A 26008-nucleotide genomic window follows, 5' to 3' on the forward strand; every position below is an offset into this window, starting at 1 on the left:
AAATAAAAAATTCTCTTTGTATTTCATGAAAATAGAGTAAATAAAAAGTTGGCACGATTCTTGATAATAAATTTAGGAGTGACATGAATAGTATTAACTAACCTTAACCAAAGAGGATAATTTATTATGGGTATTTTCTCTCGTTTTGCCGATATCGTGAATGCCAATATCTCTTCATTACTGGATAAAGCGGAAGATCCGCAGAAAATGATTCGTCTGATGATTCAGGAAATGGAAGATACTTTAGTTGAAATTCGCTCAACTTCCGCCCGTGCTCTGGCAGAGAAAAAGCAGTTGTCTCGTCGTATTGCCGCAGGTGAACAACAAATGCACGATTGGCAGGAAAAAGCGGAACTGGCGTTGAATAAAGAGAGAGAAGATTTGGCGCGAGCAGCGCTGATCGAAAAACAGAAAGCGGCTGCTTTAGTGGATACATTGAAGCATGAATTAACCATATTGGAAGAGACGCTTGAGCGGATGAAAGGGGAGGTTGTCGAGCTTGAAAATAAATTGAGTGAAACCCGAGCAAGACAACAAGCGTTGGCTTTGCGTCATCAGGCGGCGGCCTCTTCCCGACAAGTTCGTCATCATTTAGACAGCGGTAAAATTGATCAGGCAATGGCTCGCTTCGAGCAATTTGAGCGGCGTATCGATCATATGGAAGCGGAAACAGAAGCTGTGGGCATGGGAAAACAAAAATCTCTGGATCAACAGTTTGCTGAATTAAAAGCAGACGATGAAATCAGTGCGCAGTTAGCGGCAATGAAGGCTAAAATAGATGCTAATAAAGAACAACATTAAGTGTTGATGCACTCAACTAACCGTTTAAGGAAAAGTGATGGGCTCGATATTTCTCGGCATTCCACTGACTATCTTTGTACTTTTTGTGTTACCCATCTGGTTGTGGTTGCATTATAACAGCCGGAATTCCAATCAAAGCCAGTTGGATCAGCATGAAATTCAGCATTTGGCAGAGCGTGTACAACATATGCAGACACGAATCAAAACATTGGAAGATATTTTGGATGCAGAACATCCTGATTGGAGGCAATCATAATGTCGAATAGTAACCGTAGGAAACTGTATCGAATGCCCGAAAAGGGCAAAATTAAAGGTGTTTGTGCCGGGCTGGCCGATTATTTTGATGTGCCGGTGCGCTTGATTCGTGTCATCGCGGTATTGTCACTCTTTTTTGGACTGTTTGGTTTTGCGGTTGTTGCTTATATTGTACTGGTTTTCGTCCTTGACCCGGCACCGCCGGGTTATACTCAAGAAGATCATTTTTTAGCACAAAACTTGCTGAATGAAATTGATTATCAATTGAAATCGGGAGAGATTCGTCTGCGCCAAATGGAACGTTATGTTACCTCAGAAACGTTCAGCGTCCGCAGTCGTTTCAGGCAGCTTTGATAATAATTTAGGAATGCCTTGGGCTAGTTGTGGAGTCATTAATGTTGAAACGAACTCATAAAACGGCGGAACGCGATAATTGGTTCCGGGAACAAGTGAAACAAGGTCTCAATGTGACCGATTATCCTAACACGGTTTGGGTTTCTCATAAGTTGACCAAACAAGAGATGCAATATCAGCGTGAAGCCCTGCAAGCACTAGTTGCAGGAAAAGTTAAATGATGCAACTGGTAACTGGTATTGCCTGATCGTCATATTTATCACAGGAGAGACATGAAACGGCTGCAAAATGAATTAACTGCGTTGGTTAATCGTGGGATGGATCGCCATTTACGGTTAGCGGTGACAGGATTAAGTCGTAGTGGGAAAACAGCATTTATCACATCTCTGGTTAATCAGCTACTTAACCTCCATAGCGGCGCCCGGTTGCCGCTATTTTCTGCTGTACGTGATGGTCGCTTGTTGGGGGTAAAACGGGTTCCTCAACGCGATTTAGGCGTTCCTCGTTTTACTTATGATGAAGGATTGACCGCGCTTTACAGCACACCACCTTCATGGCCGACCCCGACAAGGGGTGTCAGTGAAATCCGTCTGGCGCTTCGTTACCGTTCTGAGGGTTCTCTGCTGCGTCATTTTAAAGAAACAGCCACGTTATATCTGGAAATCGTGGATTACCCCGGTGAATGGCTGTTAGATCTACCGATGTTGGCACAAAGTTATTTAACATGGTCACATCAGATGAATAGCTTATTGCAGGGACAAAGAGCTGAATGGGCAAAGCCTTGGCTGGAACTTTGCAAACAGTGCGATCCGCTGGCCCCCGCGGATGAGAATCTATTGGCTGCTATTGCTCAGGTCTATACGGAATATTTGATTAAATGCAAAGAGCAAGGGTTGCATTTTATTCAGCCGGGGAGATTCGTTCTGCCCGGTGATATGATGGGCGCTCCGGCTTTACAATTTTTCCCGTGGCCGGATATCAACCCTATCACTGAATCACAATTTGTTCAGGCAGATCAACACACCAATATCGGTATGTTGCGTCAGCGCTTTGAATATTACTGCCAGTCGGTTGTGAAAGGGTTTTATAAAGCACATTTTCTACGTTTTGATCGGCAGATTGTGTTGATAGATTGTTTACAGCCATTGAATAGTGGGCCACAAGCCTTTAATGATATGCGTTTGGCGCTGACCCAATTAATGCAGAGTTTTCATTATGGTAAACGCACTCTCTTCCGCCGTCTGTTTTCCCCTTGTATAGATAAATTAATGTTTGCTGCCAGTAAGGCGGATCATGTTACCGCGGATCAACATGCTAATTTGGTGTCTTTACTCCAACAATTGGTTCAGGAAGCCAGACAAAATGCGGCTTTTGAAGGTATCAGCATGGATTGTGTCGGCCTGGCGTCGGTACGGGCGACAGAAAGCGGCATGATTGAACATCATGGTGAAAAGATTCCGGCGTTGAAAGGATATCGACTTACAGATGGTAAATCACTGACATTTTTTCCCGGTGAAGTGCCGCGGCGTTTACCTGATGATAATTTCTGGCAAAAACAGGGTTTCTCTTTCGAGGAGTTTGGTCCTTGTCCGGTAGATACTGATACCCCATTGCCTCATATTCGGTTAGATACTGTGCTGGAATTTTTAGTGGGAGATAAAGTGAGATGACGGAACCTTTGAAGCCGAGAATTGACTTTGAAGAACCCTTATCAGGGCCGCGAGAGCCGGTTTTAAAACCCGCTCAGATTTTCGATGAAAAAGATATGGTCAATTTCTATTCTGTATCGCCAGAGCTTGAGACGGAAGAGCGCGAAGGTCAGGTAGAAGGGATAGTTAACGCGGCGCTGAAACCTAAGCGTAGTTGCTGGCGTAAAATGGTATATGGCGCTCTGACTTTACTGGGTGTGAGTGTTGTTGCTCAGTTTGTGCAGTGGATTTATCAATCATGGCAGCAACAGGACTGGAGCGCATTAGGTGTCGCGGCGGCAGGAGGCATGATTGTCTTCGCCGGTATAGGTTCTCTTGCCAGTGAGTGGCGTCGTCTTTACCGATTAAGAATGAGGTCTGAAGAACGCGATACGGCTAAGGCGTTATTACAGCATCATGGTGTGGGTAAAGGGCGAGAATTTTGTGAGAGATTGGCAAGTCAAGCGGGTATCGAACAGCATAACCCTGCGTTACAGCGCTGGCGGGCCGCTTTACATGATACACATAACGATCGTGAAGTGGTGTTGTTGTACAGTAAATGGGTTCAACCTGTTTTGGATGCTCAAGCCAGAACGGAAATCAGCCGCTATGCTGCGGAATCGGCATTAATGATAGCTGTTAGCCCGTTGGCGGTTGTCGATATGGCATTTATTGCCTGGCGTAATATCCGGTTAATTAATCGAATTGCGGCTTTATATGGTATTGAACTGGGATATTTCAGTCGTATTCGGCTTTTCCGCCTTGTTCTGCTGAATATTATTTTTTCTGGTGTGTCAGAAATGGTGCGGGAAGTGGGTATGGATTGGTTATCGCAGGATATCACCGCGCGTCTTTCCGCCAGAGCCGCCCAAGGGATCGGTGTAGGTTTACTGACCGCCCGGTTGGGTATTAAAGCGATGGAATTATGCAGACCATTACCTTGGATAGAAGGTGATAAACCTAAATTAGGAGATTTCCGTCGTCAGCTAATCACTCAACTTAAGAATATCCTGCCAAATAAATCTAAGAATATAGTTGATTAAATGATATATGCTTTAATTCTATATGAAGGCACAAAATATCCAGATAACGAAAACGTTTTACGTTATTTTATTAATCTGTTTTATAATCAATAGTAGAATTTGTTTATTTTAGTGAAAGTTTCAAATGCTATGTTATTTACGACATTGAAAAAACCGGAGTCTGGTCAATTTTTACTGACAGAATGCTTCATATGAATAATCGTAGAGAGTAGTATTTTAAAAAATTATATGTATTAGTGTAAATAAGGTCAAAACAGATGCGCTTAGAAGTTATTTGCCATGATCGAATTGGGCTTACCCGTGAATTACTCGATCTACTGGTATTAGAAAATATTGATTTAAAAGGGATAGAAATATCCCAAATCGGCCGGATTTACCTTAATTTTTCACCTGTTGATTTCAATGTATTTCGTAAATTGATGGCGGAAATTCGCCGTATTAATGGTGTTATTGATGTTCGTACCGTCTCTTTTATGCCTTCGGAAAGAGAACACAAAGCGATGTGCGCACTGTTGGAGTCCTTGCCTGAACCTGTTTTTTCAGTTGATCTGAAAGGAAATATTGAGCTTGCCAACTCTGCGGTGTTTAAGTTGTTTGGGGTGAGCGAGGAGCAAGCTTATCAAAAACCTATCGGGCAGTTTATCAGCGGTTATAACTTCTCACGCTGGTTTGAAAATAAAAATATCCAACAACGAGTGGAAAGGATAACTCTCAAAGGCTTGGACTACCTGATGGATATTACTCCCATCCAACTGATGGATGAGAAGCAGAAAATGCAGTGTGTTGGCACAGTGATTATGCTCAAATCTGCTGCCCGAATAGGGAATCAACTAAAAAAACTGACTGTTAATGACGGGAGTGAGTTTAAGAAAATTATCGCTGTTAGCCCAAAAATGAATCAAATCATTGAACAGGCTCGTAAAATGGCGATGCTGGATGCGCCGCTGTTGCTGATTGGCGAGACAGGAACGGGCAAAGATATTCTGGCAAAAGCCTGTCATTTGCACAGCTTACGCGGAAAACAACCCTTCTTGGGGTTGAACTGCGCGTCAATGCCGGATGATGTAGTAGAAAGTGAGCTGTTTGGTTATGCTGCCGGCGCTTATCCTAATGCGATTGAAGGAAAGAAAGGTTTCTTCGAACAGGCTAATGGCGGCACTGTTTTGCTGGATGAAATTGGTGAAATGTCGCCGCAGATGCAAATTAAGCTACTGCGTTTTCTGAATGATGGGACTTTTCGTCGAGTAGGGGAAGAAAACGAAGTCAAAGTGAATGTCAGAGTTATCTGTGCTACGCAAAAAAATCTGGTTGAATTAGTCCAACGGGGGGAATTTCGCGAAGATCTCTATTATCGCCTTAATGTGTTGGCGATTACACTTCCTCCGTTGCGTGATCGTAAAGCGGATATTATGCCGCTGGTGGAGTATTTTATTGAGCGTTTTGCTGAAGAGCAGGGGGTGCTGAAACCTAAACTGTCCCCGGAACTTCCCCATTTCCTCAACAGTTACAGTTGGCCCGGTAACGTAAGGCAGTTACAAAATGCCATCTATCGGGCATTGACTCAGCTCGAAAATATGGAGCTGACGCCGCGGGATATACAACTGCCGGAGTTTGAAACAGAGGTGTCTTTTAGTGAAGATGTGTTCAACGGTTCTCTGGATGAAATTAGTAAACGTTTTGAACGCTCAGTATTGACGCGTCTTTATCGGCACTATCCAAGCACGCGTAAATTGGCTAAACGTCTTGGGGTATCGCATACTGCGATCGCCAATAAATTGAGAGAATATGGTCTGAGTAGCAGGAAACATGCTACTGAATATGAACCGGATGATGACGAGTAAATTAATGCCCACCGGAAGTGGGCATTATATAAATCACGGGATCTATTTCAGTACGGCCAGTGCGCTATCGTAATCTGGCTCATTGGTGATTTCATCAACCAGTTGGCTATAAATCACGTTATCGCTTTCATCAAGCACAATGACGGCACGGGCTGTGAGACCACTCAGAGGACTGTTGCTGATGGCGACGCCATAATCTTCACTGAAAGTACCGCCACGCAGGGTAGAGAGCGTGACGACATTTGATAACCCTTCCGCGCCACAGAAACGGGATTGAGCGAAAGGCAGATCGGCGGAAATGCACAATACGACGGTATTTTCCAAATCATTCGCTACCTGATTGAATTTACGTACTGACGCCGCGCAAACACCGGTATCGATACTTGGGAAAATATTCAGCACTTTACGCTTTCCGGCATAGTGGCTAAGAGAGACATCGGAGAGATCTTTGGCTGTCAGAGTAAAATCTTGCGCTCTCTCCCCTGATTTTGGGAACTGGCCGCTTACGGAGATATCATTGCCTTGAAATTTTACTGTTTGTGTCATCGTTTTCTTCCTCTGATAAATGAACCACGATTGCCCAGTGTAGAAGAATATTCGGCTCTTGCCCATCAAAAATAGTACTTGTGAGAGTAAAATTGTCTGATTGTGTCATTTCGACAATGGCTTATAATTTAACAACGGGATATTTATTTTATAACAGGGCAGATTATTACCTTATGCGTTATTTCAATCTGATTTCTTGTGCACTACTTATCAAGAGTTCTCTTATCATCAGTAGTTCTCTTATCACTGTTTCTGCTTTTGCTGCGGAAATTCCTCCTGGCGCTCAGCTTAACGACAAACAGGAACTGGTGCGTCACCTAAAAGACGAACCGGCGTCCTTAGATCCGATTAATGCGGTGGGCCTGACAGAAGCGCAGGTTCAGCGTGATCTGTTTGAAGGGTTGGTGAATCAGGATGCGTATGGCAAGGCCATTCCCGGCGTCGCAACAGCGTGGAAAACCGTGGACAACAAAACTTGGTTTTTTACATTGCGTTCTGATGCCCGTTGGTCGAATGGCGAACCGGTTACTGCGACAGATTTTGTGTATAGTTGGCAGCGGTTGGTCACTCCGGCTAATACCTCTTCTTTTGCTTGGTTTGCCTCGCTCGCGGGTATTGAAAATGCCCAGGAAATTATTGACGGCAAACTGCCGCCGACAAAACTGGGTGTTGAGGCTATTGATAAGTACACATTAAAAGTGACGTTAAACCGGCCTGTGCCTTATTTTCCCAACCTGACGGCGAATTTCAGTCTCTATCCGGTAAATAAGAAAGTAGTAGAGAAATATGGGAAAGAGTGGATCAAGGTTGGTCATTTGGTGGGAAATGGCGCTTTCAAATTACAGGATCGAATTGTTAATGAGAAAATTGTTCTGACACCAAACCCTTATTATTGGGATCATAAAAAAACCGTCCTAACCAAAGTCACATTTGTACCCATTAATCAGGAATCACATGCGACTAAACGCTATCTGGCTGATGATTTGGATATCACCGAATCCTTCCCGAAAAATATGTATAAGAAATTGCGGCATGAATTACCTGGGCAAGTCTATACGCCGGATCAGTTAGGAACCTATTATTACGCTTTTAACACCCAACGCGCGCCCACTAATGATGTCAGAGTGCGTAAAGCGCTTTCTATGGCAATTGACCGTAAAATCATTGCGGAAAAAGTTTTGGGGACAGGAGAGAAACCAGCCTGGCATTTTACGCCGGATGTGACGGCGGGTTTTCATCCTGCGCTCAGTGACATGGAACAACACACACAGGCAGAACTGGACCAACAGGCTAAAGTTTTGTTACACGCGGCTGGTTATGGGCCGAACAATCCACTGAAACTTTCTCTGCTCTATAATAATTCTGAAAACCACCAGAAAATTGCGATTGCTATTGCCTCTATGTGGAAGAAAAAACTGGGGGTGCAAGTAAGTTTGATGAATCAGGAATGGAAAACTTATATTGATAGCCGTAATACGGGTAATTTTGATGTTATTCGTGCATCTTGGGTGGGTGATTATAACGAACCCTCTACATTTCTAAGCCTGTTAACATCAACGCATAGTGGCAATATTGCTAAATTCCATCAAGCAAATTATGACAAACTGCTACAATCTGCTAGCTTGCGAACAGATGATGGCTTAAGAAACGATGACTATAACAAAGCGGAGCAAATGATTGCTGAACAGGCGCCTATCGCGCCGATTTATCAATACACTAACGGCAGATTGATAAAACCTTGGTTAAAAGGATACCCGATCACCAATCCAGAAGACGTGGCATATAGTCACACTATGTACATAATTAAGCACTAAGGGTAAGGAGCTGGATGTGGAAACCATTTATGGTTCATCATTGCAAGAGGCTGATGCAGTCTATGCTTGTCAGTTTGATGGTCAAGGCGGTATGACGCCGATTGATGTGAATAGATTAGCCACACCAGCTCAACCTTTCTGGCAACATCTGGATTACCACAATCCCAAAAGTTATCGCTGGATAATGGACACTGATTTGTTGCCGGAAACAGTCAAAAAGGGGCTGGCCGGAGAGAGTTTCAGGCCGAAAATAGTTCGTACCGGAGATGGTACGATGATTACGCTGCGAACAATTAATAGCAATAAAAGCGAACGTCCCGATCAACTGGTCACGTTCCGTATTTATATTAATTCTGAAATTATCGTTTCCAGTCGCCATCGTAAAGTTCATTCACTTGAACAGGTACTGAGTGATTTACAGAATGGGATAGGCGCGAAAACGACCGGGCACTGGTTGGTTGAAATGGCTGATGCAATAACCGATGAAGTGGGTAATTTTATTGAAGATCTGCATGACAACCTTATTGAGCTTGAGAATATGATTCTTGAGCAACGGATACCGGGGCGGGGTGGATTAGCTTTACTGCGCAAACAATTGATTATTCTGCGCCGTTATATGGCGCCTCAAAGAGATGTATTTTCTCGTCTCGCCAATGAAAGATTACTCTGGATGAGTGATGAAGATCGTCATCGAATGCAGGAAATATCTGACCGCTTGGGAAGGGAATTGGATGATTTGGATGGTTGTATTGCTCGCACAGCGATTATTTCAGATGAAATTACATCCATGATGGCGGATGCGATGAACCGTCGTACTTATACTATGTCATTATTTGCCATGATTTTTTTACCGACAACATTCCTGACTGGATTATTTGGTGTCAACCTTGGTGGTATTCCTGGTAATGAAAACCATCTGGGTTTTAGTATTTTTTGTTTGCTGTTATTGGGATTGATTATATTTGTTGCCTGGTGGTTAAAAAGAAGTAAATGGCTATGAAAATTAAATAGTTATTTAGGGAGATGAAACACGGCTGTGAGAAAGTGTTACAAAAATCGGTTCTTAATTTGAGATATATCAATATTCACCAAGCCTCATTGAGGCATGATAACTCTCGCAGGTGAAAACAACGTTAAGCGATGAACGTTGTTCTCCGTAATTGTAGTTTTTCTCACATAAGTCTTTATACAGAATAATTGCCCATTCTTGTGCCGATGTTAATTTCTAATGTCGGCTTTTTTTTATTTTTCATTTTCGTGGAGGAAAATAAATAAAAATCAAGGCGAAAGAGCAGAAGAAATTAACGCTCTGAAATATATCCAGAGCGGTATGATTAAGATCCTGCTATTGGGATAGGCAGTAAGAATAACTATTTGACTTCAATCACATCCAGTCGTTCTGATTGATAATCGGGTTGATCTTCTATATCACTGACGGGTTGTATGGGTAATTCTTCGCGGTCAAAAGCGAGATCGCCACCATCAATCACTTCGCTGTCGTGAGTGATATTTTTAAAATCGAATAGATTAAAATCGCTGAGATGCGATGGAACGACATTTTGTACCGCACGAAACATAGTTTCAATTCTGCCGGGATAACGCTTATCCCATTCCCGTAACATATCCTTGATAACCTGACGTTGCAGATTGGGTTGTGAACCACAGAGATTACAAGGAATGATTGGGAATGCTTTAGCGGTTGCATAGCGCTCAATATCTTTCTCGCGGCAATAAGCGAGAGGGCGAATAACAACATGTTTACCATCATCGCTCATCAATTTTGGCGGCATACCTTTTAGTTTGCCGCCATAAAACATGTTGAGAAATAAGGTTTGCAAAATATCATCACGGTGATGGCCTAATGCAATTTTCGTGGCGCCCAACTCAGTGGCTGTACGATATAAGATGCCACGGCGCAGGCGGGAGCAGAGAGAACAAGTTGTTTTACCTTCGGGTATCTTCTCTTTCACTATGCCATAAGTGTTTTCTTCGACAATTTTATATTCGACACCTAGTTCATCCAGATAAGCGGGCAGGATATGCTCAGGAAAACCGGGTTGTTTCTGATCCAGATTAACTGCAACAAGTGAGAAATTAACCGGAGCGCTTTTTTGCAGATTTTGCAGGATGGACAGCAGGGTATAGCTGTCTTTACCACCAGAAAGGCAGACCATAATGCGATCGCCTTCCTCAATCATATTGAAATCAGCGATTGCCTGACCGACATCACGGCGTAAACGTTTCTGTAATTTGTTCAGGTTATATTGTTGTTTCTGATCCACCACGGACGCTCTGTAAATAATGTTTAAATGGGATTTAGGCGGTGGAGTATACCATTTTTGTTACCTTAACACCTTAAAGAGTTTGTGATAGCTTCCGCCCGTTTTTACCTGTTAATGCGGATGGACTGACAGTTTTTTCTGTATGGGAGATGAGGATTGCCTATATTCTAGATGCAAAACGTCATTAAACCTTCACCATTGTTAATGATAGCGGATGCTAACACGTGAAAAACTGGAACTGACATTTGATGTTTATTGAGCCTCTTAAATAGATTTAACACGATGAATAATGTTTTTGAATTAAGGTTATTATTGTTGATATGAGAATCAATGCTGCACCTATATAAGTGGTAATGATACATATTTTCATCCAATGAGTTAAACTGGAGGGTGGATTTTGAATAAAGTAATAAAATTCTTGGTGCATATATTTACTATCAGGCTGATTTGTCTTCATTCTTTTTTCGATTAACAGCATGTAGAAGAACAAAATGACGTAAACCTGATCACGCATCCTTCCGAAGCGTTCTATCGTTATTCCTATTGGTAAATAAAACCCTTCTTCTATATATAATTCAATAATTTGATCCATGTTTTTCTGATTTATTTTGCAAATGGCTATTGATATAATAATAAAAATAGTGAATGAAATAAATAAGATGATATATGTGACTCTGTTTATATTAATATTCAATTGAATGTTGAATATAAATTTATAGTCTATTTGATATATTTGAAATATAAAACAAATATCATTCCGATAGAGAAAGATAATATACTGATGGAGGTGGTTAAAATATATGATTTTAACCACCTTGTCATATTTTTCGGTAATCTCTGGATAAAGTCGTAGGACTCTTTATACATATATTTACTATCCTTTTCATTGATTCTTATTCTCTTTCCAATGAGTAATTGGTAAAAAAACATAGCAACTTGAAATTGACCATAAACACCCAAAAAACGGCCCAGCTTTACTCCTGCTGATAAATAAAATCCTTTTCCTATATATGATTCAATAATTTCACCCATCTTACTCTGATTTATTTTGTAAATAATGATTGATACAACTAAAAAAACAACAAATAAAATATAAAGGATAGTCATAATGATAAGAGTTAATCTGTTCATGTTAATTTCCTATTTGTGTTTTAATCAATAAGGTGTGTTTTATGTATTCGTTAAATACTTGTATAACAAGAGAAGTAGACAGCTTAAAATGAATAAGAATATAGAGACAGAGAACAAATAATAATAGATAATCATTATTGACGCAAGTTTTTTAGGTATACTCTTTGCGAACTCATATGCTTCTTGCGGTATGGAATTACCTATAAAAGCACGAGATATTATAGTCTTTCTTCTAGTTATTATCTGGTGGAAGAAACATGATAGATAATAACTCCCATAGAAGCCAGAAAACGATATTACATATATAATTTGTGGTATAAAAAACCCATTTTTTATATATTCGTCTCTGGTTTCTATGAAGGATTTTTTATTTATTCCATAAAAAACGAATAAAGATAGTAACAAAAAAATACTAACTAAAAATAAAGAAATCATGATAAATTTAACTGTATTAATTAAGATGTTCATGTTATTCACTTACTATTTTATCAATTAAAAAATCTCCTGCTGTGCTTCCGGCAACTCCACCTACTACACTACCGACAGCTACGCATATCCATTTAGCACAATTAATAATGTAAGACTATTATTGTTGATGTAAAAAATAATGCTCCACCTATATAAGTGATAATGATGCATGTTTTCATCCAATGCGTTAAACTGGAGGGTAGATTTTGAATAAAGTTATAAGATTCTTGGTGCATATATTTACTATCAGGCTGATTTATCTTCATTTTTTTTCCAGTTAACAGCCTGTAGAAGAACAAAACGACGTGAATCTGATCACGCATCCTTCCGAAGCGTTGTATTATTATGCCTGTTGGTAAATAAAGTCCTTCTTCTATATATAATTCAATAATTTTATCCATCTTTTTTTGATTTATTTTATAAATGGCTATTGATATAACGAGAAGAAGAATAGAGGAGATATAAATTATAATTAAAATGATAAGAGTAATTTTGTTCATATTAAAATCCCATTGAGTATTTAGTATAGCTAAGCGTATTTTTCAAATAGGCATATTGCCATTGATATAATAAAAAATGCAACACTTATATTGATGGTAATGTAACATGTTTTTATCCAGTGAGTTAAATTGGGGGGTAAATTTTGAATGAAATCGTAAGACTCTTGTGGCATATATTTACTATTAGGTTTATTTATTCTTATTTTTTTTCCTGTCAATAATTTATAGAAAAATGCGGCAGTATAAAATTGACCGTGAATACCCATAAAATGACCAATGTATGCTCCTGATGATAAACAAAATCCTTTTTCCATATATAAATCAATAATTTTATCCATCTTTTTTTGATTTATTTTGTAAATAGCTGCTGATATAATGAAAAAACCAATAAAAGAAGCACAAGAAATAACCAAGATGATGAAAGTGATTCTGTTCATATAAAAGCCCATTGAGTATTCAGTATAATTAAGCGTATTTTTCAAATAGGTATATTGCCATTGATATAGATAAGGATACAAGGCTTATATTGATAGTGATGAAATATATTTTTATCCAGTGGGTCAAATTGGAGGGTAAGTTTTGAATGAAATCATAAGATTCTTGTGGCATATATTTACTACCAGGCTCATTTATCCTTATTCTTTTTCCTGTTAATAACTTATAGAAAAATACGGCAGGATGAATCTGACCATGAATACCCATAGAATGACCAATGTATGCTGCTGTTGATAAGCAAAAACCTTTTTCCATATATAAATCAATAATTTTATCCATCTTTTTTTGATTTATTTTGTAAATGACTATTGATATAATGAGAAAAAGGTTGAAAAAGATATAATAAATAACCAAGATGATAAAAGTTATTCTATTCATATTAAAGTCCCATTGAATGTCCAGTATAGTTAATAATATTCTCTAAATAGAAATGTTATCATTGTTATGAAGAAAAATGCACCACTTATATTAAAGGTGATGAAATATATTTTTATCCAGTGAGTTAAGCTGGAGGGTAGGTTTTGAATAAAGTTATAAGATTCTTGATACATATATTTGCTATCCTTTTCATTGATTCTCATTCTTTTACCAGTGAGTAGCATATAGAAAAATACCGCAACCTGATACTGACCATAAACACCCAAAAAACGGCTCATTTTTGCTCCTGCTAACATATAAAGTCCAGCCTCTGTATATAATTCAATGATTTTATTGATGTTGCGCTGATTTATCTTGTAAATAGCTACTGATATTAGGTTTAGCACGATGAATAATATTTTTGAATTAATATTATTATTGTTAATATGAGAGCAAATGCTACACCTATATAAGTGATAATGATGCATGTTTTCATCCAATGCGTTAAACTGGAGGGTAGATTTTGAATAAAGTAATAAGATTCTTGGTGCATGTATTTACTATCAGGCTGATTTATCTTCATTTTTTTTCCAGTTAACAGCATGTAGAAGAACAAAACGACGTGAATCTGATCACGCATCCTTCCGAAGCGTTTTATTATTATGCCTGTTGGTAAATAAAGTCCTTCTTCTATATATAATTCAATAATTTTATCCATCTTTTTTTTGTTTATTTTGTAAATGGCTATTGATATAACCAAAAATAAAATAGATAAGAAAAAACATATGGTCATTATCAAATCCAATATGCACATAGTCAATTTCCAATAAACGAATCTACAACGAATTCAGCAGCCTTTTCGCCACCTTTACTTCCAACATAGCCTCCTGCTAAACCGCCACCAACCATGCAAAGTCCGGCAACTAAACCTCCTGTTGCAGCTCCAAGAGCAACACATGCTGCTCCTGCTGCCATAGTGCCACCATATCCTATGGCCATCCCGCCTACCGTTCTACCGGAAAATTTACTATATTCCTTGATAGCCACTTTTTCACATTTTCCTGTTTGTCCATAATTACAGGCATCAATAACCTGCCCGGTGGTATCGATAAAATCCAGACCAATAGCAACTCGGCCGCCATATTTCATCCATTTAACCATTTTAGCACTGCGGGTGATTATATGATTATATCCCTTTATCGCGCCAATCCCTGCTTTATCCCATTGGTGAGCAATGGCTTTGGTTGATAACTTTAACGCATGTTTTAAATTAGGATGTTGGTCGATTTTCAAAGAGAGTCTGCTAAATTTATTTAATAATCCCTTTAAGTTACCCATAATCAGTTGTCTTTCTACATAAAACTCGGTACTGATAAATTTTCGGTTTAGCCCATTTAACCGATATTCTTTTTCATAAAGCTTTTGTAACTTTGACAGATTTTTTTTGATTTGGGAGAAATAAGTGTCACCCATTGATGATGCGGTGCCAACTAAGGTTCCTCCTTGATCCAGTACATAGTGAAACAGACCAAAATGACGATGCAAAAATGCTGCGGATTCACCAGGCAGAGCTGAAACAGATTGGTTGACTTCATACTGAGATTGTTTCAATAGCTGTATGAGATGCGGGGGATTATAGGAATCTGGATCTGCCACCAGCAGGATTTGCCCCGGTTTCAGGAATCGGTAATTTGAATTTAACTCCATAAAATAGCGGGCCGCTTCGCTATTTGAATGGCTGAATAACAGACTTGCTTGAAAACTCAATCCTCCGGGTTGCTGTACAACACAGAAACCGGGTTGTATGTTTCTTTTCATATACCCTATTTGTTCCGTTAGTGGTTTTTAACATGCTGGCTCAATGTTAGATAACATCACTTAATCAGATAATCGGATTATCTTCAACATATAGTAAACGGGTCTATAATCTTTACAGAGTGAGAATTCATAGGGGGTTAGGTGATGGATAAATTCAATCTGATGCTGTCCGTTGATATTGATTAATTTACGGTTTTTTCTATGCTAAAGGATAGAAATAGTGAAAGAAGTTCGTTTGTATATTTGTCCTGACTACAAGCCTGCAATATTTACATTTATATAAGATAACTAACGATTCATTACAATTCTCTTCTTGAAATCAAAGGAAAATAATTCAGAATGCGAACTCGAACATAAGGTAAACTAAGTAGGTAAAGCTATGGCAAATATGATTTATGTGACGATAAAAGGTGAATCTCAGGGGCTTATTTCTCAAGGATGTTCAACTTTGGATTCTATTGGTAACCGATATCAGAATGGACATGGAAATCAAATTATGGTGTTGCAATTCAATCATGGTTTGACTGTCGCTCAACATGTTAATTATCAGCCGGTAACTTTTATTAAGTTATTAGATAAATCTTCTCCATTGCTCATGATCGCGGCAGCTAATCGTGAAAAACTGGAATTGACGTTTGATATTTATCGGACTTCTCAAATAGGTTCACAGGAACTTTTTTATTCCATTTTGCTCACTGGAGCAAAAATTTGCGATTTAAATGTTAATTATCCGCATGTTATTAATGATAATAACGGTCAACCGGAGGAAGTTGTTTCAGTTCAGTATGTCAATATTACTTGTCGGCATCATATGGCGGGAACATCAGGATATTGTATCTGGGATGAGATGGTTTATTGATAAATGCAGTTTATACCCGTCATCTTTCAAGTTGCCTCTTTGTTGGCTGCACTCACTCACCCCGGTCACATAGTTTTCTATGCTCCCGGGGATTCGCTCCCTGGCCGTCGCGATGCATCTTGAAATCCATAGGGTATATACGCTTAGTTTTCATTTAATAGCTAAGCGTATTTTTAATAGTAAATACATTGCCATTGATATCAAGCATAATATAAGGCTTATATTAATGGTGATGAAATATGTCATTATTCAGTGAATTGCTGTACGATACAGGAACCGGGTTGAATGTTTCTTTTCTTTGCTCCGGTAGTTGTTTTTAACATGTTGACTCAACGTCAGACCATATAACTTCCTTATCGTTTCGTCACTATCATCACTTAATCCAATGATAAGATTATTTTTAGTTTATAAATCTACACGTTTTTAATTCTACCGCGCTATGTTTTCTTAGAAATCCTAAAGGGTATCGTGCGAATGATTCTGATCTAAATCTCAAAGCTGGAACCTATCGTTAGCACTTTTCCATATTCTCTGTAAAATCTCTCCAGCGATTTTCCTGCCTGAGCGGTACCTCTTAAAAGCGGGGAGTAAATAAGGCTTGAATTGGATTTAAGGAACGAAATATATCAATTTTGTTACGTTACACCTTAAAGCGTTTGTGATAAATTCAATCCGCTTTTGTCTATTAATATTGGTCGATTTGTTGTTTCTACTATAGAGAGTAAGGATATGAATGGATTTGCATATTTAGCAATGGCAATTGTTGCCGAAGTTATAGCAACGGCTTCATTAAAAGCCTCCGATGGGTTTAGTAAATTATTCCCCTCTATACTGGTCATTGTTGGATACGGCATCGCTTTCTGGGGGTTATCCCAGGTGGTTAAAGTGGTGCCATTAGGAATTGCTTACGCCATATGGTCGGGCTTGGGTATTGTGCTGGTTTCTGTTGCGGCGATATTCTTATATCAGCAGAAGCTGGATTGGGCGGCTATTTTAGGTATGTCTCTTATTGTCGCCGGTGTCATGGTAATAAACCTGCTTTCTAACACCAGTGCGCATTAATTAACAATTAACGGCGCTTCTGTTTTCCCTGAATCGTTTTCTGGAGAAGAGATATGTTAAACGTCAGTAATAAGAAAGGATGCCGGACACTCTTATTAGGAGTACTCTTTGGTATTGCTGTATTAACGGGTTGTAGTAGCCAGACAGGGAAAACAGCTACCCAATATCAGAGGATACAATATTCTCAACCGGAAAATTCTCAACCGGGAAATTCTCAGTCGGAAGTGGCTCTTAGAGATAATGCCAGAGCAATCTGTTCTTATGCAGGGGGTATACCGGCGTTAGCAATACAATTAGATGGTGCGCAAATACCTGTTTGCCAGTTGACAAATGGTAAGCGTTGTGATGAAAGGGCGTTATTGCAAGGTTCCTGTGCATCAATTTGAGGCAATTGATATTGAGCAGGAACATGCCGTTCGGGTATCCGGTTATAGGCAGCCTTAGGCATGATTCTGCGAGTATATTTGATTCATCAGACAATGATTGTTAGCTGTCTGAGTGGGTAATTATTTACGGCTGAAAAATTGGCTGATTAAGACTAATGCAGCAACAATCAAATAAGCCGCAAAAATGCCGACCAGCCATTGCGGCATCTCTAATGTCAGGAATTGCCACTGTCTTACTGAACAATCACCTGTCGCTTCAAATATAGAAGGCAGCCATTGATTCAACGCCAGCCATGAAGGGAAGTTGACGAAAAAATCACAGGTATTAAATGGCGAAGGGTGCAACAGCATCATGGTATGTTCCCATGCGAGTCGCAGGCCGCTCCAGGCACTGTAGATCCACAAAACAATAGCCAGCCAGCGTAACGGCGTTTTTGGCGCGATCATACCCAATACTCCGGCGCCTAACACACCAAACAGCGCAACCCGCTCATAAATACACATCACGCAGGGCTGTAATTTCATCATATGTTGAAAATATAATGCCGAACCTTCCAGTATCAGGGCAGTCAAGGTCATTAACAGCCATGCGCTTCGTCCTTGAGAACAGTGGTTTAAAAATCGCATCATTTCCGTTTTTCCATGCAGATTAAGATAAACAATTGAACGCTTATTTTGCCGACTTACAGGTAACAAAAAAAGTCAATTAAGGTAAATTTGGTTTTTTCGGAGAAAAAACTAAAACCGTATTGCGTGTAGTCACTGTGCAATACGGCTTTGATTATGTTACGAAATAAATTGTTGCTGATTATGGCAAGGCAATTAAGCCCCATTGAACCATCATGTCAGTGACCGGAATTAATAGAAATTCTACGCACAGCAAACCGACCAAAGTCATCACGATAGTATAGGGTAATGCCATCATCACCATGCGACCGTAAGACAAACGGATTAACGGCGATAATGCCGAAGTCAACAGGAACAGAAATGCCGCTTGTCCGTTCGGTGTGGCAACGGAAGGCAGGTTAGTGCCGGTATTAATGGCGACAGCCAGATATTCAAATTGTTTATGTGAAATTAACCCCTCTTGCATAGCAGCCCTCGCTTCGTTGATATAAACCGTACCAACGAATACGTTATCTGATACTGATGAGAGCAGGCCGTTGAACAGATAGAATAGAGAAAGTTGAGAAGTTTCAGAAACCTGTAATACGAACTGAATAAATGGCGTAAAGAGTTGCTGATCAACGATGACTGCAACGATAGAAAAGAAGACAGTCAGTAATGCCGTGAATGGCAGCGCCTCTTCAAATGCTTTACCCAGTGCATGTTCTTCGGTAATTCCACAGAACGACGTGGTTAGAATAATGACTGAAAGGCCGATCAACCCAACGTCTGCCAAATGAAATGCCAGCGCGACAATGAGCCATATGCCTATCAGCGCTTGGGCAATAAGCTGCGCTTTTTCTTTACGTGTTCGTTTTGCGCTGGTTTTTTTATCGTAATCTTCTAACACTTGTCGGACGCGCTCTGGTAATTCTGCACCATAACCGAACAGCTTAAAGTGTTCGACCAGAAAACAGACTAACAGCCCGCAAATAAAGACAGGTAAAGTAACCGGAGCCATGCGAATAAAGAAGGTGACAAAATCCCAATTAACGTTTTTGGCGATAATCAGATTTTGTGGTTCTCCTACCATTGTCATCACACCGCCGAGGGCAGTACCTAAACCGGCATGCATCATCAGACTGCGCAAAAAAGCACGAAACTGTTCAAGCGTTTGTTTCTTTTTTGCTGTGTCAATGTGATTGTCATGTTTAGAATCAATGACATCATGTTGATCGGTAATAAAGTTGTTGTAGATGGAATAGAAGCCAAGGGAGACGCTAATAACCACGGCAATAACTGTCAGCGCGTCAAGAAATGCTGACAGAAATGCACTAGCCAGGCAAAATGCCAAGGCAAGCATACGTTTAGATTTTATGGAGAGCAGGAGTTTAGTGAAAGCGAATAATAGTAATTGCTTCATAAAGTAAATTCCTGCCACCATAAATATCAGCAACAGTACAACTTCCAAATTATTAGCAATTTCATGACCCACTTGTTGAGGCGAGGTCATGCCGATGATGACCGCTTCAATTGCCAACAAGCCCCCCGGTTGTAACGGGTAACATTTAAGCGCCATTGCTAAAGTGAATATAAATTCGATAACAAGCAGCCAGCCTGCGACAAATGGGTTAATAAAGAAGAATATCAATGGGTTGGTGATGAGAAAGATGATGATAGCTAGCTTATACCAATCTGGCGAGTTGCCGAGAAAGTTTTTTACCGCCGTTTTTAGGATACTGGTTTCCATTGCAATTAAAGTTCCTCTAAATTCGTAAGATCGTGTTCTTTAAACAATAGTACGCTTTAATACAGAATATTTTAAGGGAAATGAGTCATAGTTAAGCATGAGTACGCTTGTTTTTATGACCGCCTTTACGCTTTCTAGACTACATAGCTATATTGAAGTTGCGTATTCTGATATAATTTCATCTATTATTAGTTGAAAAAATCACGTTGGAATAACAAAAATATGGTCATTAAGGCTCAAAGTCCCGCAGGTTTTGCGGAAGAGTATATTATTGAGAGTATATGGAACGGCCGTTTTCCTCCTGGCTCTATTCTTCCAGCAGAACGTGAATTATCTGAGTTAATTGGTGTGACAAGGACCACCCTGCGTGAGGTATTGCAGCGTTTGGCACGCGATGGATGGTTAACTATTCAGCATGGCAAACCAACAAAAGTAAATAACTTTTGGGAAACATCGGGTCTTAATATCTTAGAGACTCTGGCCCGTCTTGATCACGATCGTGTTCCTGAGTTGATTGATAACCTACTGGCGGTGAGAACGAATATCGCAGCGATATTTATTCGCACGGCTTTTAGGCATAATCCGGGTAAGTCATTGGAAGTATTGGCAGAAAAAGAGAAAGTGGAAGATAGTTCGGAGTCATTTAGCTCGCTGGATTATGATATTTTCCGTGGTTTGGCTTTCGCTTCGGGCAACCCAATTTACGGCCTGATTATCAACGGCTTGAAAGGGCTGTATACTCGTGTTGGGCGCTATTACTTCTCTAACCCTGAAGCGCGAAAATTGGCGCTGAATTTTTATCAGCAACTGGTGATATTATGCCGCGATAAATCCTACGATAAGGTTATGGAGTGTGTTCGTAACTATGGTAAAGAGAGTGGCGTCATTTGGCACAGTATGCAAAGTACAATGCCAAGTGATTTATCTGAATTGTCGCTGATATCTCGTTAATATTCTTATTTAATCTCAGGCTTTATCCAATCTATTAGTTTCAAATCAAAATTATTTTGAGTTGGCCCGGTGCAGCATGCTCTGTACCGGGAGTTTTGTTTTTTTCTCACTCAATTTCAAGCCAATCGTTAATGTCTCTATTTTGGAGTATTATTCTGAGTATTTGGTTTTTATTTGAATTTTTGTTTCGATTAATTGATGGTTATTGGTATCTTGTGGTTGTTTAATTGATTCGTTTTTTTTGTCAAAAAATCCAGAATAATGACTTGAAACGGAATAATTAGTATGCGATTCATATCGTAATTATTACCTTAATTTTATGATTTTAATATCAATTTTTATAATTTGGCTATGTGTGAATCACAAATAAATTTGTTGCATGAATGTAATCTAATTGTGACCTAAATCATAAATATAGATTATTGACGTAACCGATGATTGTTCTATATTGGTTTTTTATAAACAGCATATTATGCTTGCCTAAAATTTTAAATCATCCGAGGGCTATGATGAAAATCCTTGTTTTAGGTAGTGGCGTTATTGGTGTAACCAGTGCCTGGTATTTGGTACAGCAAGGCCATGAAGTCACTGTCATTGATCGTCAGGGAAGCGCTGCTGAGGAGACCAGTGCGGCTAATGCCGGGCAGATCTCGCCGGGATACGCGACCCCGTGGGGAGCGCCGGGCATTCCATTGAAAGCCATTAAATGGATGTTTCAGCGCCATGCTCCGTTGGCTATTCGTCCTGATGGATCGCTGTTTCAGTTACGCTGGATGTGGCAGATGTTGCGTAATTGCGATGCCGGTCACTATGCGATAAATAAGAGCAGAATGGTGCGACTGGCAGAGTACAGCCGTGATTGTATCAAACAGTTGAGGGCAGATACCGGTATTCAATATGAAGGGCGTCAGAAGGGCACGCTTCAGTTATTCCGTACGAATAAGCAGTTTGATAATGCCGTGAATGACATAGCTGTTCTTGAACAGGAAGGCGTTCCTTACAATTTATTAACGGCGGATAAACTGGCGACAGTAGAGCCAGCGTTAGCGCATGTCGCTCACAAGTTGGCGGGGGGCTTGCAATTACCGAACGACGAAACGGGGGATTGTCAGCTTTTTACCAAAGAGTTGGCGAAAATGGCAGAAGCGGCAGGGGTAACGTTTCTGTTTAATAAGCAGATCAAACAGTTATTGGTGGAAGGGCGGCGGATTACCGGCGTCCAATGCGAAGATGACATTATGACAGCAGACAGCTATGTTGTTGCGATGGGCGCCTATTCCACTGAATTGCTGAAAGGTTTTGTCAAAATTCCCGTATATCCACTGAAAGGTTATTCATTAACGATGCCTGTTGTCGATGCAGAACTGGCTCCGGTATCTACTGCATTGGATGAAACATACAAAATTGCGATTACCCGGTTTGATAACCGTATTCGTGTGGGCGGAATGGCAGAAGTTGTAGGCTTCAATCTGGATCTACTTAAAGCACGCTATGAAACATTGAAAATGGTGGTACAAGACCTTTATCCCGGCGGAGGCGATATTACTCAGACCCGTTTTTGGACGGGATTACGCCCAATGACCCCAGATGGCACCCCAATTGTCGGCCCGACTGCATATCACAATCTCTACCTAAACACAGGGCATGGAACATTGGGATGGACAATGGCATGTGGTTCCAGTCAATTACTGGCTGATATTATTTCGGGTAAAAAGCCCGCCATTGCGTCTGATGATTTATCAGTATTTCGTTATGTTAATGGTTTTAATACAAAATTGGCGCCATTTAGCCACCAATTACACACTGAACTAAGAGGCTAATAGAATGCCACGTCCGATTTCGGCAACGATTCATCTTGATGCGTTAGAAAATAATCTGGCGATTATTCGTAATAAGGTCGGTAATAGTAAAATCTGGGCTGTTGTTAAAGCAAATGCTTATGGGCATGGTTTGAGTTGCATATGGCAATATCTCGATCAGGCTGATGGATTTGCTTTACTTGATTTTAATGAGGCGATTTTATTACGGGAGCAGGGTTGGCAGGGGCCAATTTTGCTATTGGAAGGATTTTTTAAACCTGAAGACTTGTCGATAATTGATGAATATCGGTTAATAACGGTAGTGCATAGTCATTGGCAACTGAAAGCAATAGAGATGGCCAATTTAAGTAAGCCAATCGATATTTATCTCAAACTCAATAGCGGTATGAATCGATTGGGATTTCCTGCGGATCAATATAGAACGGTTTTATCATCGGCAAAGCGTATCCGGCAAATTGGGCAAATAACATTAATGTCACATTTTGCGAATGCGGATAAGGATAATAAAGAGATTAGCGTTGCTGAACAACTTAACGTTATTAATTCGGTCAGTCATGGATTGGATATTTCTCAATGTCTGGCTAATTCAGCCGCTTCTTTGTGGTATCCACAAACTCATCAAGATTGGGTACGTCCCGGGATTGTGCTGTATGGCGCCTCACCGAGTGGAAAGTGGAAAGATATTGCCGATATTGGGTTGAAAGCCGTGATGAGCCTGCAAAGTGAAATTATTGCCATTCAGGATCTCAAAGTAGGAGACAAAATTGGTTATGGTAGTGAATATACAGCACCGGGTCCTGTGCGAGTTGGTACAGTTGCCTGTGGCTATGCTGATGGTTATCCCCGTCGTGTAATGACGGGGACGCCGATTATTGTCGATGGTGTTAGGACTCAAGTATTAGGTACAGTATCAATGGATATGTTGTCGGTGGATTTAACGCCTTGTCCGCAGGCCCAAATTGGCAGTCCTGTTGAATTATGGGGGCAAAATTTGCCGGTGGATGATGTGGCTGAGATTTCCGGGACGATTGGTTATGAATTATTGTGTGCATTGGCAAATCGGGTCCCGGTATCTCTATGTCGTTAAATGCTATGTCGTTAAATACCAGACAGAGTGTCAAATGGTAATTAGCGACGGGTATTATTACAGGAAATAAGTTACCGTTTTCGCTAAATTAGTATATTTTTGTTTTGTATAATCTGTCTATTTCTGTCATAAAAATTGGGTTGACACTAAACATATTGTGCTCTTTAAGAAAAATAGGACATTATTGCTTGGAAATGAGGGAAATGATCTCTTACACTTGATATAGCTAATCGCATAATTGTTTTAAAGGAAATAGTTAATCATGATCAACAAAGCTAAAATTTTAGCCACAGTCGTCACTTTTTGTCTTTCTTCATCTTTAGCTTATGCGGGGCAGTGGTCAATTGGCGCCTCTGTTTTGGCTGAGGCATCACCTTATAAAGGTGTGAAGAATAAAGATAAAGTGTTGTTTGTTCCAATGGTTAATTATGAAAGTGACAATTTCTATTTTCATACTTTAGCCGCCGGGTACTATTTGTGGAATCAGCCAAAAGATCAGTTATCTCTAGATGTCTATTACTATCCTCAAAATTTCCGCCCAAAAGATAGTGAAGATAAGCAGATGAAAAAGCTGGATCGTCGTGATGATACTATGATGGGCGGTTTTAGCTATCGTCATATTGAAGATTGGGGGACGTTGCGTAGCTCTTTTGCCGCGGATACGTTGAGTAAAAGTAAAGGTATAAGGATTGACCTGGCTTATTTGTACGAATTTAAAAGTGATGATTGGTCATTACAACCGGGATTAGGCGTGGTTTGGAATAGTAAAAAACAAAATCGTTATGAGTATGGTATCAAAGATAATGAATCGCGCCGTAGCGGACTAGAAAAATATACGCCAGATGATAGCTGGACTCCCTATGTGGAATTATCTGCCAATTATAAATTTAACCAAGAATGGTCTGCGTTTATGATGGGACGTGTTGAGCGTTTACCGAGTGAAATTAAGGATAGTCCGATGGTTAATAAGTCATATTCAAGTATTGTTTGGACAGGTGTTACATATAGTTTTTAATTACTCACTGCGATAATATCGGATAGAGACTGAATTCACTAAGTAGTATTCAGTCTTTTTGATTTAAATGAGAGAGATATTTACTGGTAGTCTTTCCGGCAACGAATTAGAACTGAAATATGGGCTGGACTATCATCTTTAGAGATCAATGGCTTATTGATACGAGCTGTTTCTACACAAACCATATTCTTATAACCTTCATTGCACATATCTTTCATTCCGTTCGATAGTTGGGCGCCGGGATTCCAGCATACAACATCACTGTGATGATAATGGTGAATTTCAATGGTTCGTTTCAGCGATTTATCCCTTATCAGATTAAAATCTTCTGGCTCGGTATAAATATGATCGGTACGACCGTTGAAAATAAGATCCTCTGTTGTTGTGTATTGCTCTTTATCGGCAACCGTATCAATAAAATGTTTACCTAAGCCACTGACTGAAATTTGATTAATATCGCCTATATTCAGATAAGTGTGCAGGGCACAAGTTGCTTGATAATCACCATAGGTTTCCAGTTCCACTTCACAGGTTTCACACAGTTTGAAACGGGCAATCAAAGTAAAATCATAAGGCCACAATTTATGGGTATATTCATTGTCTCTCAGCGTAAAAGTGAGTATGACGCCATTTTCATGTTCATTATGCGCGCTAAATTCCCAGGGAAGAATTCTGGCAAACCCGTGACTTGGCGCTCTTGAGGAACCAAACCAAGGCCAACAAATAGGAATACCGCCGCGGATAGCAGTACCTGCTGCAAATATGGTTTTCCTGCTTAACCACAACCCCGGTTCCTCACCATTGGGTTGCCAGGCGATGAGATGTGCTCCTTGCAGACTGATTGCGCCACGAACCTTAGGATGATCGACGACTATCAGTGGGAAGCCATCTATATTTCGTTGACTAATCGCTGGAGAAATTTGTTCAGCGACCGGTAATGAAAAGATTCTATTGTTCATCCGTATATACCCGTCATCTTTCAAGTTGCTTCTTTGTTGGCTGCACTCACTCACACCGGTCACATAGTTACCTATGCTCCCGGCGATTCGCTCCCTTGCCGCCGCGATGCATCTTGAAAT

The 26008-nt window shown here is 40.0% G+C and carries 27 protein-coding genes; 16 read left to right on the forward strand and 11 right to left on the reverse strand.

What is annotated here, in order from left to right; genetic code table 11:
* Positions 1 to 126: 126 nt before the first annotated feature.
* The 7 genes from pspA (at position 127) to tyrR (ending at position 5982) form a co-directional block, all read left to right on the forward strand.
* Positions 127 to 801, forward strand: coding sequence for a phage shock protein PspA (pspA, locus tag EAE92_RS15275; protein ID WP_214068675.1), 675 nt, complete (start codon positions 127 to 129; stop codon positions 799 to 801).
* A 37-nt stretch (positions 802 to 838) separates the two neighbouring features.
* Entirely contained in the window at positions 839 to 1057 is a 219-nt protein-coding gene (gene pspB, locus EAE92_RS15280; RefSeq protein ID WP_214068676.1) for an envelope stress response membrane protein PspB, read from the forward strand.
* A complete protein-coding gene (gene pspC, locus EAE92_RS15285; RefSeq protein ID WP_214068677.1) occupies positions 1057 to 1410 on the forward strand; it encodes an envelope stress response membrane protein PspC in 354 nt (117 codons plus the stop codon). Before pspB ends, pspC begins: the two co-directional genes overlap by 1 nt.
* A gap of 41 nt (positions 1411 to 1451) precedes the next feature.
* Positions 1452 to 1631: a hypothetical protein gene (locus tag EAE92_RS15290; protein ID WP_214068678.1), complete on the forward strand. Its 180-nt coding sequence runs from the start codon at positions 1452 to 1454 to the stop codon at positions 1629 to 1631.
* A 51-nt stretch (positions 1632 to 1682) separates the two neighbouring features.
* Positions 1683 to 3080: a YcjX family GTP-binding protein gene (locus EAE92_RS15295; protein WP_214068679.1), complete on the forward strand. Its 1398-nt coding sequence runs from the start codon at positions 1683 to 1685 to the stop codon at positions 3078 to 3080.
* Positions 3077 to 4141 (forward strand): YcjF family protein, encoded by a 1065-nt coding sequence (locus EAE92_RS15300; RefSeq protein ID WP_214068680.1) that lies wholly within the window; start codon positions 3077 to 3079, stop codon positions 4139 to 4141. The genes EAE92_RS15295 and EAE92_RS15300 overlap by 4 nt, the downstream gene beginning before the upstream one ends.
* Before the next feature lie 257 nt (positions 4142 to 4398).
* Complete coding sequence (gene tyrR / locus EAE92_RS15305) at positions 4399 to 5982, forward strand: transcriptional regulator TyrR (protein ID WP_214068681.1); 1584 nt, start codon at positions 4399 to 4401, stop codon at positions 5980 to 5982.
* Positions 5983 to 6024: 42 nt separating this feature from the next.
* On the opposite strand, the gene tpx is transcribed toward tyrR, so the two are convergent.
* The gene (gene tpx / locus EAE92_RS15310) at positions 6025 to 6528 is read right to left on the reverse strand and encodes a thiol peroxidase (RefSeq protein WP_214068682.1); all 504 of its coding nucleotides are present in this window, start codon (positions 6526 to 6528) and stop codon (positions 6025 to 6027) included.
* 173 nt (positions 6529 to 6701) lie between these two features.
* Between tpx and EAE92_RS15315 the strand changes: the two genes are divergently transcribed.
* On the forward strand, positions 6702 to 8342 hold the full coding sequence (locus EAE92_RS15315) for a peptide ABC transporter substrate-binding protein (protein ID WP_214068683.1): 1641 nt from the start codon (positions 6702 to 6704) through the stop codon (positions 8340 to 8342).
* A gap of 16 nt (positions 8343 to 8358) precedes the next feature.
* The gene (zntB, locus tag EAE92_RS15320; protein ID WP_214068684.1) at positions 8359 to 9342 is read left to right on the forward strand and encodes a zinc transporter ZntB; all 984 of its coding nucleotides are present in this window, start codon (positions 8359 to 8361) and stop codon (positions 9340 to 9342) included.
* Positions 9343 to 9712: 370 nt separating this feature from the next.
* On the opposite strand, the gene ttcA is transcribed toward zntB, so the two are convergent.
* The 7 genes from ttcA to EAE92_RS15355 form a co-directional block, all read right to left on the reverse strand.
* Complete coding sequence (gene ttcA / locus EAE92_RS15325) at positions 9713 to 10642, reverse strand: tRNA 2-thiocytidine(32) synthetase TtcA (protein WP_214068713.1); 930 nt, start codon at positions 10640 to 10642, stop codon at positions 9713 to 9715.
* A gap of 702 nt (positions 10643 to 11344) precedes the next feature.
* A complete protein-coding gene (locus EAE92_RS15330; RefSeq protein ID WP_214068685.1) occupies positions 11345 to 11755 on the reverse strand; it encodes a hypothetical protein in 411 nt (136 codons plus the stop codon).
* Positions 11756 to 12324: 569 nt separating this feature from the next.
* Positions 12325 to 12723 carry a hypothetical protein gene (locus EAE92_RS15335; RefSeq protein ID WP_110087339.1) on the reverse strand — a complete coding sequence of 133 codons (399 nt, stop codon included), beginning with the start codon at positions 12721 to 12723 and terminating at the stop codon, positions 12325 to 12327.
* 29 nt (positions 12724 to 12752) lie between these two features.
* Complete coding sequence (locus tag EAE92_RS15340; RefSeq protein ID WP_214068686.1) at positions 12753 to 13160, reverse strand: hypothetical protein; 408 nt, start codon at positions 13158 to 13160, stop codon at positions 12753 to 12755.
* Positions 13161 to 13188: 28 nt separating this feature from the next.
* The gene (locus tag EAE92_RS15345; RefSeq protein ID WP_214068687.1) at positions 13189 to 13596 is read right to left on the reverse strand and encodes a hypothetical protein; all 408 of its coding nucleotides are present in this window, start codon (positions 13594 to 13596) and stop codon (positions 13189 to 13191) included.
* 29 nt (positions 13597 to 13625) lie between these two features.
* Positions 13626 to 13892, reverse strand: a complete 267-nt coding sequence (locus EAE92_RS15350; protein ID WP_246545234.1) for a hypothetical protein — start codon at positions 13890 to 13892, stop codon at positions 13626 to 13628.
* A gap of 499 nt (positions 13893 to 14391) precedes the next feature.
* Positions 14392 to 15342, reverse strand: a complete 951-nt coding sequence (locus EAE92_RS15355) for a hypothetical protein (protein WP_214068688.1) — start codon at positions 15340 to 15342, stop codon at positions 14392 to 14394.
* 430 nt (positions 15343 to 15772) lie between these two features.
* On the opposite strand from EAE92_RS15355, the gene EAE92_RS15360 reads away from it, so the two are divergent.
* The 3 genes from EAE92_RS15360 to EAE92_RS15370 all read left to right on the forward strand — a co-directional run bounded on the left by EAE92_RS15360 (position 15773) and on the right by EAE92_RS15370 (position 17700).
* Positions 15773 to 16252, forward strand: coding sequence for an Hcp family type VI secretion system effector (locus tag EAE92_RS15360; protein WP_214068689.1), 480 nt, complete (start codon positions 15773 to 15775; stop codon positions 16250 to 16252).
* Positions 16253 to 16981: 729 nt separating this feature from the next.
* Positions 16982 to 17314 carry a DMT family transporter gene (locus EAE92_RS15365; RefSeq protein ID WP_036780782.1) on the forward strand — a complete coding sequence of 111 codons (333 nt, stop codon included), beginning with the start codon at positions 16982 to 16984 and terminating at the stop codon, positions 17312 to 17314.
* Positions 17315 to 17367: 53 nt separating this feature from the next.
* Positions 17368 to 17700, forward strand: coding sequence for a putative hemolysin (locus tag EAE92_RS15370; RefSeq protein ID WP_214068690.1), 333 nt, complete (start codon positions 17368 to 17370; stop codon positions 17698 to 17700).
* A 120-nt stretch (positions 17701 to 17820) separates the two neighbouring features.
* Here the strand turns inward: EAE92_RS15370 and dsbB are convergent, their stop codons facing one another.
* Entirely contained in the window at positions 17821 to 18330 is a 510-nt protein-coding gene (gene dsbB / locus EAE92_RS15375; protein ID WP_214068691.1) for a disulfide bond formation protein DsbB, read from the reverse strand.
* A 178-nt stretch (positions 18331 to 18508) separates the two neighbouring features.
* The gene (gene nhaB / locus EAE92_RS15380; RefSeq protein ID WP_214068692.1) at positions 18509 to 20056 is read right to left on the reverse strand and encodes a sodium/proton antiporter NhaB; all 1548 of its coding nucleotides are present in this window, start codon (positions 20054 to 20056) and stop codon (positions 18509 to 18511) included.
* Between the two features lie 222 nt (positions 20057 to 20278).
* On the opposite strand from nhaB, the gene fadR reads away from it, so the two are divergent.
* The 4 genes from fadR (at position 20279) to EAE92_RS15400 (ending at position 24929) form a co-directional block, all read left to right on the forward strand.
* Positions 20279 to 21007: a fatty acid metabolism transcriptional regulator FadR gene (gene fadR, locus EAE92_RS15385; protein ID WP_214068693.1), complete on the forward strand. Its 729-nt coding sequence runs from the start codon at positions 20279 to 20281 to the stop codon at positions 21005 to 21007.
* 509 nt (positions 21008 to 21516) lie between these two features.
* On the forward strand, positions 21517 to 22827 hold the full coding sequence (locus EAE92_RS15390; RefSeq protein ID WP_214068694.1) for a D-amino acid dehydrogenase: 1311 nt from the start codon (positions 21517 to 21519) through the stop codon (positions 22825 to 22827).
* A 4-nt stretch (positions 22828 to 22831) separates the two neighbouring features.
* The gene (gene dadX, locus EAE92_RS15395; RefSeq protein WP_214068695.1) at positions 22832 to 23914 is read left to right on the forward strand and encodes a catabolic alanine racemase DadX; all 1083 of its coding nucleotides are present in this window, start codon (positions 22832 to 22834) and stop codon (positions 23912 to 23914) included.
* A 262-nt stretch (positions 23915 to 24176) separates the two neighbouring features.
* Entirely contained in the window at positions 24177 to 24929 is a 753-nt protein-coding gene (locus EAE92_RS15400) for a MipA/OmpV family protein (protein WP_105398727.1), read from the forward strand.
* An 80-nt stretch (positions 24930 to 25009) separates the two neighbouring features.
* Here EAE92_RS15400 and EAE92_RS15405 read toward each other — a convergent pair whose 3' ends face one another.
* Positions 25010 to 25888: a D-hexose-6-phosphate mutarotase gene (locus EAE92_RS15405; RefSeq protein ID WP_214068715.1), complete on the reverse strand. Its 879-nt coding sequence runs from the start codon at positions 25886 to 25888 to the stop codon at positions 25010 to 25012.
* Positions 25889 to 26008 lie beyond the last annotated feature (120 nt).

This window comes from Photorhabdus hainanensis, from assembly GCF_018448965.1.
Taxonomy (GTDB): Bacteria; Pseudomonadota; Gammaproteobacteria; order Enterobacterales; family Enterobacteriaceae; genus Photorhabdus; species Photorhabdus akhurstii.

What these genes read in the sequence shown, in the direction of transcription:
- pspA (WP_214068675.1), top strand. Translation starts at nt 127, where the DNA reads ATGGGTATTTTCTCTCGTTTTGCCGATATCGTGAATGCCAATATCTCT.
- pspB (WP_214068676.1), top strand. Translation starts at nt 839, where the DNA reads ATGGGCTCGATATTTCTCGGCATTCCACTGACTATCTTTGTACTTTTT.
- pspC (WP_214068677.1), top strand. Translation starts at nt 1,057, where the DNA reads ATGTCGAATAGTAACCGTAGGAAACTGTATCGAATGCCCGAAAAGGGC.
- EAE92_RS15290 (WP_214068678.1), top strand. Translation starts at nt 1,452, where the DNA reads ATGTTGAAACGAACTCATAAAACGGCGGAACGCGATAATTGGTTCCGG.
- EAE92_RS15295 (WP_214068679.1), top strand. Translation starts at nt 1,683, where the DNA reads ATGAAACGGCTGCAAAATGAATTAACTGCGTTGGTTAATCGTGGGATG.
- EAE92_RS15300 (WP_214068680.1), top strand. Translation starts at nt 3,077, where the DNA reads ATGACGGAACCTTTGAAGCCGAGAATTGACTTTGAAGAACCCTTATCA.
- tyrR (WP_214068681.1), top strand. Translation starts at nt 4,399, where the DNA reads ATGCGCTTAGAAGTTATTTGCCATGATCGAATTGGGCTTACCCGTGAA.
- tpx (WP_214068682.1), bottom strand. Translation starts at nt 6,528, where the DNA reads ATGACACAAACAGTAAAATTTCAAGGCAATGATATCTCCGTAAGCGGC.
- EAE92_RS15315 (WP_214068683.1), top strand. Translation starts at nt 6,702, where the DNA reads ATGCGTTATTTCAATCTGATTTCTTGTGCACTACTTATCAAGAGTTCT.
- EAE92_RS15330 (WP_214068685.1), bottom strand. Translation starts at nt 11,755, where the DNA reads ATGAACAGATTAACTCTTATCATTATGACTATCCTTTATATTTTATTT.
- EAE92_RS15335 (WP_110087339.1), bottom strand. Translation starts at nt 12,723, where the DNA reads ATGAACAAAATTACTCTTATCATTTTAATTATAATTTATATCTCCTCT.
- EAE92_RS15340 (WP_214068686.1), bottom strand. Translation starts at nt 13,160, where the DNA reads ATGAACAGAATCACTTTCATCATCTTGGTTATTTCTTGTGCTTCTTTT.
- EAE92_RS15345 (WP_214068687.1), bottom strand. Translation starts at nt 13,596, where the DNA reads ATGAATAGAATAACTTTTATCATCTTGGTTATTTATTATATCTTTTTC.
- EAE92_RS15350 (WP_246545234.1), bottom strand. Translation starts at nt 13,892, where the DNA reads ATGTTAGCAGGAGCAAAAATGAGCCGTTTTTTGGGTGTTTATGGTCAG.
- EAE92_RS15360 (WP_214068689.1), top strand. Translation starts at nt 15,773, where the DNA reads ATGGCAAATATGATTTATGTGACGATAAAAGGTGAATCTCAGGGGCTT.
- EAE92_RS15365 (WP_036780782.1), top strand. Translation starts at nt 16,982, where the DNA reads ATGAATGGATTTGCATATTTAGCAATGGCAATTGTTGCCGAAGTTATA.
- EAE92_RS15370 (WP_214068690.1), top strand. Translation starts at nt 17,368, where the DNA reads ATGTTAAACGTCAGTAATAAGAAAGGATGCCGGACACTCTTATTAGGA.
- dsbB (WP_214068691.1), bottom strand. Translation starts at nt 18,330, where the DNA reads ATGATGCGATTTTTAAACCACTGTTCTCAAGGACGAAGCGCATGGCTG.
- nhaB (WP_214068692.1), bottom strand. Translation starts at nt 20,056, where the DNA reads ATGGAAACCAGTATCCTAAAAACGGCGGTAAAAAACTTTCTCGGCAAC.
- fadR (WP_214068693.1), top strand. Translation starts at nt 20,279, where the DNA reads ATGGTCATTAAGGCTCAAAGTCCCGCAGGTTTTGCGGAAGAGTATATT.
- EAE92_RS15390 (WP_214068694.1), top strand. Translation starts at nt 21,517, where the DNA reads ATGAAAATCCTTGTTTTAGGTAGTGGCGTTATTGGTGTAACCAGTGCC.
- dadX (WP_214068695.1), top strand. Translation starts at nt 22,832, where the DNA reads ATGCCACGTCCGATTTCGGCAACGATTCATCTTGATGCGTTAGAAAAT.
- EAE92_RS15400 (WP_105398727.1), top strand. Translation starts at nt 24,177, where the DNA reads ATGATCAACAAAGCTAAAATTTTAGCCACAGTCGTCACTTTTTGTCTT.
- EAE92_RS15405 (WP_214068715.1), bottom strand. Translation starts at nt 25,888, where the DNA reads ATGAACAATAGAATCTTTTCATTACCGGTCGCTGAACAAATTTCTCCA.